Here is an 11,142-nt window from a genome sequence, read left to right on the forward strand (position 1 = left end):
CACCGGCCCGCCATAAAGCTTGCCATAGGCGCCGCCGGTGCCGATCAGAAGGCCGAGGCACGTGGCGCCCAGCGCGATCTCGATGGAGTGCAGCAGCCCGACCAGAAGCGTCCCGCCCCAGCCTGGCGGGTAGGGCGAGAGAAGCTCGGTGATGCCGGCCGCGGAGGCCGAAAGAAGTGCGTCGATCAGCGTCGCCCCCGAAGTGCTGGCCAACCGCCGACGGCTGCGTCGGCGGCAAACATGCCTGGGAAAGATCGGGCAGGTGGGGCACGGCGCTGACGCCATACCCCACCGCTCATACGAGGATCGTCAGTTCGACTGCGCGCCGCCGCCGCCGTAAATGTCGAAATCGAAGTATTTCTTCGAGATCTCGTCATACTTCCCGTTGGCGCGGATCGCCTTGATGCCGGCGTTGATTTTGCCCTTCAGTTCGGTGTCTTCCTTGCGCACGCCGGCGCCGACGCCCGGTCCGAGCACTTCGTCATCGGGAGCGACCATGCCCTTCAGGTCGCAGCAGGCCTTGCCCTGGTCGGATTTCAGGAACTCGCCAAGCGCGATGGAATCGGCCTGAACCGCATCGAGGCGGCCGGCGGCAAGATCGTTGTTGGCTTCGTCCTGGGTCTGGTATTCCTTGATCTCGGAGGCTGTGCTGCCAAAATGTTTCTTGGCGTAGACAGCGTGCACCGTCGAAACCTGCACGCCGACGATCTTGCCCTTGAGGTCGTCCGGGGCGGAGCCGAATTTCTGGTCCTTCGGGCCGATGATCGCGGTCGGCGTGTTATAGTACTTGTCCGAGAAATCGATCGTCTTCGCGCGCTCGGCGGTGATCGACATCGAGGAGACGATGAGGTCGATCTTCTTGGTCGTCAGTGCCGGGATGATGCCGTCCCAGGCGACCGGGGTAATGACGCAATCGAGCTTCTCCTCGGCGCAGACGGCATCGATGAAGTCGATCTCCCAGCCAACCCACTTGCCCGAAGCATCGGGCGAGGTGAAGGGCGGATAAGGCTCGGCGGCGACGCCGATCTTGACGGGATCGGCCTTGGCCACGCCCATGGCTGCGACGCCGAGCAGCAGCGCTGCGGCAAATGTCTTCAGAACGGTCTTCATTTCATAACTCCCAGTTTGTTGTTGGTTCCCGGTTTTCTTCCGTCCCGGCCTGTTCTAGCCGATGTTGCGGATGAACTGCTTCAGCCTTTCGGATTTGGGCGCGCCGAAGATCTGCTCGGGCGGGCCTTCTTCCTCGACCAATCCATTGTAGAGATAGACGACATGCGTCGCGACCTCGCGGGCGAACTTCATCTCGTGGGTGACCAGCACCATGGTGCGGCCTTCGCGCGCCAGGTCGCCGATCACCTTCAGCACTTCACCGACCAGCTCGGGATCGAGTGCGGAGGTGGGCTCGTCGAACAGCATGACGCGCGGATTGATGGCCAGCGCACGGGCGATCGCCGCGCGCTGCTGCTGGCCGCCCGACAGATAGGCCGGATAGACGTCGCGCTTTTCGGCCAGACCGACACGGGCGAGCAGTTTCTCGGCCTCGCCGATCGCCACATCGCGCTTGACGCCAAGCACATGTACGGGAACTTCGATGACGTTTTCGATCAGCGTCATGTGGCTCCACAGGTTGAAGTTCTGGAACACCATGCCGAGCTTGGAGCGGATGCGCTCGATCTGCTTGCGGTCGGCCGGAATGGTGTGGCCGTGGCTGTCGGCCTTGAGCTTGATCTCCTCGCCATTGACGCGAATGATGCCGCTGGTCGGGTTTTCCAGGCAGTTGATGCAGCGCAGCAGGGTGGATTTGCCGGAGCCCGAGCCGCCGATGATGGCGATGACCTCGCCGTCGCGCGCCGACAGCGAGACGCCCTTCAGCACATGCAGCTCACCGAACTTCTTGTGCAGGTTTTCGACGTGGATGGCTTCGGCGGCGCCGTCATGCGCCTTGCCGGATTGGACTGTGGCAGCTTCCACCACGCTCACTGGGTGACCTCTACAGGGTCGGTGGCGGTTCGTCGAACGTCTATCCGGCTAATCAACATATACGCTGTACTGCCCCGCTCCAGACTTCAGCATGGACCCAACGGCGCGAGCCCGTCAATCCTGCTTATTACGGCACTTGCGAGCTTGTTGTGCAAGTGTATAAATAGCCTTCCATGAAATTTTCTCGATTTTTTTCAGCGAAAAAGGACTTCGATGAGCGCTTTCGGATCACAGTCCATGGCGGCGCCGCTGCGCCGCGTGCTGATGCGGTCGGCGGCCAACGCCATGCGCAATGCCGACAGGGCTGCTTGGCACTATGGCCCGGGTTTCAATCCGGCGAAAGCGGCATCGCAGCACGCGCTCCTTGCTGAACTGGTGGCGGCTTCCGGTGCCGAAATCGAATGGATCGAGGACACGGCGGATGGACTTTCGGATTCGGTGTTCACGCACGACCCGTCGCTGATGACCGATCGCGGCGCGCTGATCCTGTCCATGGGCAAGCCGTTGCGCGCCAGGGAGCCCTCGCTGCATGAGGAAACCTACCGAAGGCTGGGTATTCCAATCCTGGGCCGCGTCGAGGTTCCTGGCCAGGTCGAAGGCGGTGATTGTGTATGGCTCGATGCCCGCACGCTGGTGATCGGGCGCGGTGTCCGCTCCAACCAGGAAGGCATCCAGCAGGTTTCCAACCTGCTGACGCCGCTGGGCGTTTCCGTCTACGGCTTTGATCTGCCGCTGTGGCAAGGCGAAGAGGCGTGCCTGCATCTGATGTCGGTGATCAGCCCGCTGGCCGACGACCTCGCACTGGTCTATTCACCGCTTTTGCCGGCCCCGTTCTATCAGATGCTGAAGGCGCGCAACGTCCGGCTGGTCGAAGGCGACGCCGAAGAGTTCGCGGCTTCCAACGGCCTTAGCCTGAACGTGCTGCCGACCAGCCCACACAAGGTCATTGCCGTCGCAGGCTTTCCAAAGACCAAAGCCGCGATGGAAGCCGCCGGCTGCACGGTCGAAATCTTCGAGGCGGATGCGCTCTGCATCGCCTGCGAGGGCGGGCCGACATGCCTGACGCGACCGATCCTGCGCCAATGAATATGCCATCCCGCCGCAGGTTCCGTCGCGAGGGCGAGGAGCGGCGGCGGCAGGATCTGATCGAGGCCACTCTGGACAGCGTGGCGGAACATGGCCTGCAGGGCGCCACCTTGCGCACCATCGCATTGCGTGCCGGCGTCACCGCTGGGCTGATCCGGCACTATTTTCCCGGCAAGGAAGAATTGCTGCAGGAAGCCTATGCAGCGCTGATGGGCCGCATGACCGAGCAGGCGAAAGCGGCTTTGGTCATGGAGAATGCCTCGCCTCGCCAGCGCCTTGCGGCTTTCGTCACCGCCAACCTCAATGCGCCGATCATCGATGCGCGGGTGTTTTCGCTCTGGGCAACCTTCATCGGCCGCGCCAGAGCGGATCCGACCTTGGCCCACGCCCACCGCGAAGGCTACCTTGGTTTTCGCAATGAGGTGGAGGCGGTTGTGGCTGAGGTGCTCGCCGCCGAACGGCGCAATCCGGACGCAAGCCAATTGCGCCACCATGCCATCGCGATTAATGCGATCATCGACGGACTCTGGATCGAAGGCTGCCTGGCCGGCGAGATGTTCTCGGCCGGCGAATTGGCGGCGATCGGCATCAAGACTGTCGAGGCCGAACTAGGCCTCGCGCCGGACGGGGAGGAAAACCAATGACGACACTCGGCGAAGCCCTCATCTCGCTGCTTGAAGCGCATGGCGTCGACACGGTGTTCGGGATTCCGGGCGTCCACACGGTCGAGCTCTACCGCGGGCTGGCGCGCTCGAATATCCGCCACGTCACGCCGCGTCACGAACAGGGCGCCGGCTTCATGGCCGATGGCTATGCGCGCGCCAGCGGCAAGCCGGGCGTCGCCTTTGTCATCACCGGACCGGGGCTCACCAACACCATCACCGCCATGGGGCAGGCACGCGCCGATTCGGTACCGATGCTGGTCATATCAGGCGTCAACGCCACGCCGACGCTGGGCAAGGGGCTGGGCCATCTGCATGAATTGCCGGACCAGCGCGGCATGATGGAGAAGGTGGCGCTGTTTTCGCAGCGCGTTACCGAGGCCGGCGAATTGCCCGGTGCCCTGGCGCAGGCCTTTGCCCTGTTTTCATCGGCGCGGCCCGGCCCGGTGCATATCGAGATCCCGACCGACGTCATGGTCAAGTCGGCGGATGGCATCGCTGCCATGCTGAGCAATGTGACCCCACCCGCGCCGGAAGGTGCCGCAATTGCCAGCGCGGCCAAACTCATCGGTGCCGCGCGCCGCCCGCTGATCCTGGTCGGCGGCGGCGCCAAACGCGCCGAAGCGCCACTGCGGCGTCTGGCCGAGCGGCTGGGAGCGCCGGTCGTCCAGACCACCAATGCGCGCGGCCTGCTGCATGGTCATCCGCTTTGCGTGCCGGCCAGTCCCAGCCTGAAGGCGGTACGGGCGCTGATGGCCGACGCCGACCTGGTCATTGCCGCCGGCACCGAATTCGGCCCGACCGACTATGACGGCTACAGCGATGGCGGCTTTGTCCTGCCCGCCAATCTGATCCGCATCGATATCGGCGCCGACCAGCTTGCCCGCCGCCCGGCGACGGTTTCGATCCAGGCCGATTGCGCTGAGGCGCTCGAAGCGCTGCTTCTGGAAACGGGCCATGTCCGGGCAAGCGAGGGCGGTTCGTCGCGCGCCGCTGCTATACGAAAAACAGCCTTTGCCGAGCTCAATCCGACACTGCAGGCACAGGTGCGCGCCGTCGAGATGATCCGCGACACCTTGCCGGGCGCGCTCATCGTCGGCGATTCGACGCAGCCGATCTATGCCGCCAACCTCTATTACGACCACGACCGCCCAGGCGGCTGGTTCAATGCCGCCACCGGCTTCGGCGCGCTCGGCTATGGCCCGCCGGCGGCGATTGGCGCGGCCCTTGCGATACCCGATGCGCCGGTTGTCTGCCTGACCGGCGACGGCGGCTTCCAGTTCACGTTGCCGGAATTGGGCGCCGCACTCGACGCGCAGGCGCCGGTCATCTTCGTCGTCTGGAATAACAGAGGCTACCGCGAGATCGAAACCTCGATGCTCGATGTCGGTGTCGAGCCGGTCGGCGTATCGCCGGCGCCGCCGGATTTCTGCAAGCTGGCCGAGGCCTATGGCATCGGCGCCGAACGGCTTGCCGACATCGACGCTCTCGCGGACGCGTTGAAGCGCGCCCGGGCCACCGGACTGCCGCGCGTCATCGAAATCACGGTTGACTGAAGGACGGTGCTACGTATTTCCCGTCTCGCCGCCCTGAACCACGGCCGGCCGGTGGGCGGACGCATGCAAAGACGCGACAACTGCCATGTCGAGATGTCAATTGAGTGACGGGGCAAAAGGCGCGACGCTTCGCGTCGGCGGCACAGAAACGACCTAACGATAAAAAAATGACAGGAGCGTCCAAGATGACGGAAACACTTGAAGGCAAGCATATCGTCGTGACCGGTGGAACCGGTGCGCTCGGCGGTGCGGTTGTCGGCAAACTGCTGAGTGACGGCGCGATCTGCCATGTGCCCAACGCCCATGCCGCCGCACCAGCGCATTTTCCCTTCGCCGCGCATGACCGTGTCCAGTTGGTGCACAATGTCGATCTCTCGGACCCTGCCAAGGTCGAAGCGTTCTACAGTCAGGTTCCAGGCCTGTGGGGCTCAATCCACCTGGCCGGCGGCTTCACCGCCGCACCGGTGGAAAAGATCGAGTCGGCGTCCTTTGCCGAGATGATGGACACCAATGCACGCACCGCCTTCCTGTGCTGCCGCGCCGCGATCCGCTCAATGCTGTCGTCGGACACGGCGGGCCGCATCGTCAACGTCACGGCGCGCGCCGGGCTCGATCCGCGGCGCGGCGCTGGCATGGTCGCTTACGCCGCCAGCAAGGCGGCGGTTGCCGCGATGACGGTGGCGATGGCCGAAGAGCTGAAGCACAGGGGCATCCTGGTCAATGCCGTGGCGCCGTCGACACTCGATACGCCGGCAAACCGCGCCGACATGCCGGATGCCGATGTCACCAGATGGGGCAGCCTCGAAGCCGCCGCCGAGGCCATCGCCTACCTTGCCTCGCCGGCCAATCAGGCGATGAGCGGCACGCTGGTGCCGCTTTACGGCAGGGCGTAACCTTCCAACCCTTCACGTCGGTCAAGTCAAAGAAAAACCCCGCCGGATCGCTCCGGCGGGGTTTTTGTTGAGGCCGCGCGCGAGGCGCGGCAGACAGCCGAAGCTTAGCTGCCCTGCTTCTTCAGCGCGGCACCCAGGATGTCGCCCAGCGAAGCGCCGGAGTCGGTCGAGCCGTACTGAGCGACCGCTTCCTTCTCTTCGGCGATTTCCAGCGCCTTGATCGAGACCTGCAGCTTGCGGGTCTTCTTGTCGAAGGCGATGACGCGGGCATCGACCTTCTGGCCAACGGTGAAGCGCTCGGGGCGCTGCTCGTCGCGGTCACGGCTCAGATCGGAGCGCTTGATGAAGGTCTCGATGCCGCTGTCGACCAGCCGCACTTCCAGACCGCCATCCTTGACGCCGATGACTTCGCAGGTGACGACCGCGTTCTTGCGCAGTTCGCCTGAAGTCGCCGCTTCGCCGACCGTATCCTTGGCCAACTGCTTGATGCCGAGCGAGATACGCTCCTTGTCGATGTCGACATCGAGCACCTGCGCCTTGACCATGTCGCCGCGATTGTACTCTTCGATGACCTGCTCGCCCGGACGGGTCCAGTCGAGGTCGGAAAGGTGCACCATGCCGTCCACGTCGCCTTCGAGGCCGATGAACAGGCCGAACTCGGTCTTGTTCTTGACCTCGCCCTCGACCTGGCTGCCGACCGGATGGCTAGAGGCGAAAGCCTGCCACGGATTCTCGAGCGTCTGCTTGAGGCCGAGCGAGATGCGGCGCTTGGCCGGATCGACCTCGAGCACCACCACGTCGACTTCCTGGGTCGTCGACAGGATCTTGCCGGGATGCACGTTCTTCTTCGTCCACGACATTTCCGAAACGTGGATGAGACCCTCGATGCCCGGCTCCAGCTCGACGAACGCGCCGTAGTCGGTGATGTTGGTGACGGTACCCTTGATCTTCTTGCCGATCGGGAACTTGGTGCCGATCTCGGACCACGGATCACTCTCGAGCTGCTTCATGCCGAGCGAGATGCGGTGGGTTTCCTGGTTGATGCGGATGATCTGCACCTTGACCGTCTGACCGATGTTGAGGATTTCGGTCGGATGGTTGACGCGGCGCCATGCCATGTCGGTGACATGCAGCAGGCCGTCGATGCCGCCGAGGTCGACGAACGCACCATAGTCGGTGATGTTCTTGACGACGCCTTCGACAACCTGGCCTTCTTCGAGGTTCTGCACGATTTCCGAACGCTGTTCGGCGCGGCTCTCTTCGAGCACGGTACGGCGCGACACCACGATGTTGCCGCGGCGACGATCCATCTTGAGGATCTCGAAGGGCTGCGGGTTGTGCATCAGCGGGGAGACGTCGCGGATCGGGCGGATATCGACCTGGCTGCGCGGCAGGAAGGCCACGGCGCCGTCGAGGTCGACAGTGAAGCCGCCCTTGACCTGGTTGAAGATGACGCCTTCGACGCGCTCACCCTTGGTGAACTTCTCTTCGAGACGAACCCAGCTCTCTTCGCGGCGGGCCTTCTCGCGGGAAAGCATCGCTTCGCCAAGCGCGTTTTCGATGCGCTCGACATAGACTTCGACGGTGTCACCGACCTTGAGGGTGGTGTCCTTGCCCTTGACGCCGAATTCCTTCAGCGGCACGCGGCCTTCGACCTTGAGGCCGACGTCGATGATGGCCATGTCCTTTTCGATCGCGGTGATCGTACCCTTGACGACCTGACCTTCGCCGGAATGGCCTGTGGTAAATGATTCTTCGAGCAGGCTCGCGAAATCATCGCGAGTGGGATTTGCAGCTGACATTGTTTCTCCTGGAGTGCCCCGCATCTAGAAGCGGGACGGGCGCCGTAGGTTAGCGTTGCGTTGGCCTGCCGGCGTTCCGGGCTACAAAAACCCTGGGCCGCTTTTTAAGCGGCAATTCCGGCGCATGAAGAATGCTGGCAGGCTGGTTCGTGCCCGATATGGGTATTTTCTTCGCCTCCGACAACGGAAATACGAGGGAAAACCCGGATCAGGCCTTGTCTCTCTTGGCTAGCACGTCGTCTATGATCGCCATGGCTGCAAGAAACGCGGCTTCTATAGCCATTTCGCTGGTATCAAGCAAGTGCGCGTCGACCGCCGGCTTCAACGGTGAGTCCGCTCGACCCATGTCGCGCTCGTCGCGGCGCACGATATCGGCGAGGATCTCGGTGAAATCAGCGGTCCCGCCGATGCTCTCGATCTCGGCCAACCGGCGCTGTGCCCGCACCTCGGCGCTGGCCGTCACATAGAGTTTGATGTCGGCGTCGGGGCAGACGACGGTGCCGATGTCGCGGCCGTCGAGCACGGCCCCGGGCGGCGTCTTGGCGAAGTCGCGTTGTTTCTCGACGAGGATGCGCCGCACCGTCGGGTACACGGCGACCTTCGAGGCTGCCTCGCCGACCGCATGCGCTGACAGCACCGCCCGGTCGAGCTTTGCCAGGTCGACCTGACGGGCAGCGGTTTCCGCCGCCGAGACATTGTCGAGCGGCAGGCCCAGCCGCAGCAGCGCATGGGCGACGGCGCGATAAGTGAGGCCGGTGTCGAGCAGGTTGAGGTGGTAATGGTCGGACAGCCGTCGCGCCAGCGTGCCTTTGCCGGCACCGGCGGGGCCGTCGATGGCGACTATCGTCATAGTTTTCCCGATTTATCGAAGTTCATCGTCTTTCTTTCCGGAATTGTCCATGAATTCTCTAATATTATGTGAGCACATTTTTAAGAAGTAATAGCCAAATGAGGAAATCCGATACAGCTCAACAGAGCATACTATGGTGCTATCTCTCATTTCAAACGAAATATCCTTTTTTTTCAATTAGAGACAAATTCCTAAGTACGGCGATATCAACTTTTATACCTTCATTATAAACGTCTTGCATATAGTTTAACGCGCCAAATTCTTTGCTCGATACAGAGGCGCTCATGTAGAAGGAGCCGGGTCCGGGCAAAATGCATTGTGCAAAATAAAAAAATGACTCGTAAGGATCATCAATCGAAATGAGTCTACGAATAGCCCCCGCAAGAATTAACGTTCTACGGGGATGATGAATAATCGGCGCCTCTGATACGATCGAATTTACTCGATCTCTGTACTGCCGATCTTCCTGGTCGGTTTTGTATTCTTTCTCATCTGTCGCGTTCCCTATCCAGAATATTCTCTCCAAGAGGCCAGCCTGATTTGAAGAGAGCTCAGATAGTACGTTTACGAGATGGGGGGATATCCCGCTGCCTGTCGCTGCGCTGGCAATAAGCTCCGCCCATCTTTCCATCATTTCAGCATCATCAGGGCTCTCGAGAGAGGCTTTCTCGAGAGCGGGAATCAATACCTTGTTAGGAATTGGACTAAATTGGCCGCTTTCTATGTCTAGGCGCTTTCGGGCAATCTTGGCTATCTCGACTAGAACGTCCTCCCGTTGAAGCCGAATCTGATCTGCGCGCAAACCACGAGCCTCTGATATCGGTCGGATGATATCCGTCAAGGCATCTAGCAAGCGACCGGAAGATTGGGGCGGAATTTCCGCCTTTATCTCAGCTTTGGCTCCTATGCCAACGTCGATATTTATCCCTACCTTCTTACCAGACTCGCTCTCGCCCATTTTATCGCCCTCAAGCTCCAATCTCCGCGCCCAGCCCCGTCATCAGCCCCATGAATTCCGGAAAGCTGGTCGCGATCATCGCCTGATCGTCGATGGTCACCGGCTTTTCGGTCGCCAGCCCCATCACCAGAAAGCTCATTGCAATGCGGTGGTCGAGATGGGTCTGCACCGTCGTGTCCTGGCCGTTGGGATGGCCGCCAAGCCCCTTGCCGCCCGGTTTGCCGCGCACGGCAAGCGAAGCCTCGCCCTCGGTGCAGTCGACACCGTTGAGCTTCAGACCATTGGCGACGGCAGACAGCCGGTCGGACTCCTTCACCCGCAGCTCCTCCAGCCCCTGCATCAGCGTTTCGCCCTCGGCGAAGCTGGCGGCGACCGCGAGCACTGGGTACTCGTCGATCATCGACGGCGCCCGCTCGGGCGGCACGATGACGCCCTTCAGCTCGGAGTAACGCACGCGCAGATCGGCGACATCCTCGCCGCCGGCATTACGCGGGTTGAGGATGTCGATCTTGCCGCCCATGTCCTGCAGCGTCAAAAGCAGGCCGGTGCGGGTCGGGTTCATCAGCACGTTCTCGATTGTGATGTCCGAACCCGGCACGATCAGTGCGGCCACCAGCGGGAAGCCGGCCGAGGACGGGTCGCCCGGCACGGCGATGGTCTGGCCGGTCAGCTTGCCCTGGCCTTCGATGAAGATGTGGCGCACGCCGCGTTCGTCGGTCTCGACCGACAGATTGGCGCCAAACCCCTTCAGCATCTTTTCGGTGTGGTCGCGCGTCATGACGGGTTCAATGACTGTGGTGATACCGGGCGTGTTGAGGCCGGCGAGCAGCACTGCGGACTTCACCTGCGCCGAGGCCATCGGCACGCGATAGGTGATCGGCGCGGCATGCTTCGGTCCATGCAGTGTGATCGGCATGCGGTCGCCCGGTGTCGCCTTCAGCACCTGCACGCCCATCTGGCGCAAGGGTTCGAGCACGCGGCCCATCGGCCGGCCCGACAGCGAGGCATCGCCGATGAAGGTCGTCTCCATGTCATAAGTGCCGACAAGGCCCATGGTCAGCCGCGAGCCGGTGCCGGCATTGCCGAAATCGAGCGGGCCTTCCGGCTGCAGCAGCGCCCCATTGCCGGTGCCGCGGATCACCCACTCGTCGCCGTTCTTCTCGATATGCGCGCCCATTGCCTTCATGGCCGCACCCGTGCGCATCACGTCCTCGCCTTCGAGCAGGCCGGTGATGCGGGTCTCCCCGGAGGCGAGGCCGCCGAACATGAAGGAACGGTGCGAGATCGACTTGTCGCCCGGCACGCGCGCGATGCCGGAAAGGGCTGGGGATTGGCGGGCGGTGGCCGGCTTGGGG

Annotated in this window: 10 protein-coding genes and 1 pseudogene; 4 read left to right on the forward strand and 7 right to left on the reverse strand. The window is 62.5% G+C overall.

Annotated elements, in window-relative coordinates; all coding sequences use genetic code 11:
- The 3 genes and pseudogenes from EN893_RS37965 to EN893_RS05865 all read right to left on the reverse strand — a co-directional run.
- Nucleotides 1-213 (reverse strand): annotated as a pseudogene (locus EN893_RS37965) (ABC transporter permease); the annotation flags it as partial.
- Between the two features lie 96 nt (nucleotides 214-309).
- Nucleotides 310-1,110: a transporter substrate-binding domain-containing protein gene (locus tag EN893_RS05860; protein WP_023811511.1), complete on the reverse strand. Its 801-nt coding sequence runs from the start codon at nucleotides 1,108-1,110 to the stop codon at nucleotides 310-312.
- 54 nt (nucleotides 1,111-1,164) lie between these two features.
- Complete coding sequence (locus tag EN893_RS05865) at nucleotides 1,165-1,980, reverse strand: ABC transporter ATP-binding protein (RefSeq protein ID WP_127268708.1); 816 nt, start codon at nucleotides 1,978-1,980, stop codon at nucleotides 1,165-1,167.
- A gap of 213 nt (nucleotides 1,981-2,193) precedes the next feature.
- On the opposite strand from EN893_RS05865, the gene EN893_RS05870 reads away from it, so the two are divergent.
- The 4 genes from EN893_RS05870 (at nucleotide 2,194) to EN893_RS05885 (ending at nucleotide 6,177) form a co-directional block, all read left to right on the forward strand.
- The gene (locus EN893_RS05870; protein ID WP_127268707.1) at nucleotides 2,194-3,066 is read left to right on the forward strand and encodes a dimethylarginine dimethylaminohydrolase family protein; all 873 of its coding nucleotides are present in this window, start codon (nucleotides 2,194-2,196) and stop codon (nucleotides 3,064-3,066) included.
- Nucleotides 3,063-3,710: a TetR family transcriptional regulator C-terminal domain-containing protein gene (locus EN893_RS05875; protein WP_236383290.1), complete on the forward strand. Its 648-nt coding sequence runs from the start codon at nucleotides 3,063-3,065 to the stop codon at nucleotides 3,708-3,710. The genes EN893_RS05870 and EN893_RS05875 overlap by 4 nt, the downstream gene beginning before the upstream one ends.
- Nucleotides 3,707-5,284: a 5-guanidino-2-oxopentanoate decarboxylase gene (locus tag EN893_RS05880; protein WP_127272414.1), complete on the forward strand. Its 1,578-nt coding sequence runs from the start codon at nucleotides 3,707-3,709 to the stop codon at nucleotides 5,282-5,284. The genes EN893_RS05875 and EN893_RS05880 overlap by 4 nt, the downstream gene beginning before the upstream one ends.
- A gap of 185 nt (nucleotides 5,285-5,469) precedes the next feature.
- Nucleotides 5,470-6,177, forward strand: coding sequence for an SDR family NAD(P)-dependent oxidoreductase (locus tag EN893_RS05885; protein ID WP_127269103.1), 708 nt, complete (start codon nucleotides 5,470-5,472; stop codon nucleotides 6,175-6,177).
- A 104-nt stretch (nucleotides 6,178-6,281) separates the two neighbouring features.
- Here EN893_RS05885 and rpsA read toward each other — a convergent pair whose 3' ends face one another.
- The 4 genes from rpsA to aroA form a co-directional block, all read right to left on the reverse strand.
- Nucleotides 6,282-7,979 (reverse strand): 30S ribosomal protein S1, encoded by a 1,698-nt coding sequence (gene rpsA, locus EN893_RS05890; protein WP_013528183.1) that lies wholly within the window; start codon nucleotides 7,977-7,979, stop codon nucleotides 6,282-6,284.
- Nucleotides 7,980-8,187: 208 nt separating this feature from the next.
- Entirely contained in the window at nucleotides 8,188-8,829 is a 642-nt protein-coding gene (gene cmk / locus EN893_RS05895) for a (d)CMP kinase (RefSeq protein WP_127269104.1), read from the reverse strand.
- Between the two features lie 151 nt (nucleotides 8,830-8,980).
- Nucleotides 8,981-9,787 (reverse strand): hypothetical protein, encoded by an 807-nt coding sequence (locus EN893_RS05900; RefSeq protein WP_127269105.1) that lies wholly within the window; start codon nucleotides 9,785-9,787, stop codon nucleotides 8,981-8,983.
- Between the two features lie 10 nt (nucleotides 9,788-9,797).
- Nucleotides 9,798-11,142: 3-phosphoshikimate 1-carboxyvinyltransferase (aroA, locus tag EN893_RS05905; RefSeq protein ID WP_245490804.1), on the reverse strand; the 1,345-nt coding region annotated here is incomplete at its 5' end.

Origin of the sequence: Mesorhizobium sp. M7A.F.Ca.CA.004.04.2.1, from assembly GCF_004022825.1 — a bacterium.
Classification (GTDB): Bacteria; Pseudomonadota; Alphaproteobacteria; order Rhizobiales; family Rhizobiaceae; genus Mesorhizobium.

Excerpts from the sequence above, each read along its gene's own strand:
- cmk (WP_127269104.1), bottom strand. The coding sequence starts at position 8,829 with ATGACGATAGTCGCCATCGACGGCCCCGCCGGTGCCGGCAAAGGCACG.
- EN893_RS05875 (WP_236383290.1), top strand. The coding sequence starts at position 3,063 with ATGAATATGCCATCCCGCCGCAGGTTCCGTCGCGAGGGCGAGGAGCGG.
- rpsA (WP_013528183.1), bottom strand. The coding sequence starts at position 7,979 with ATGTCAGCTGCAAATCCCACTCGCGATGATTTCGCGAGCCTGCTCGAA.
- EN893_RS05860 (WP_023811511.1), bottom strand. The coding sequence starts at position 1,110 with ATGAAGACCGTTCTGAAGACATTTGCCGCAGCGCTGCTGCTCGGCGTC.
- EN893_RS05885 (WP_127269103.1), top strand. The coding sequence starts at position 5,470 with ATGACGGAAACACTTGAAGGCAAGCATATCGTCGTGACCGGTGGAACC.
- EN893_RS05870 (WP_127268707.1), top strand. The coding sequence starts at position 2,194 with ATGAGCGCTTTCGGATCACAGTCCATGGCGGCGCCGCTGCGCCGCGTG.
- EN893_RS05900 (WP_127269105.1), bottom strand. The coding sequence starts at position 9,787 with ATGGGCGAGAGCGAGTCTGGTAAGAAGGTAGGGATAAATATCGACGTT.
- EN893_RS05880 (WP_127272414.1), top strand. The coding sequence starts at position 3,707 with ATGACGACACTCGGCGAAGCCCTCATCTCGCTGCTTGAAGCGCATGGC.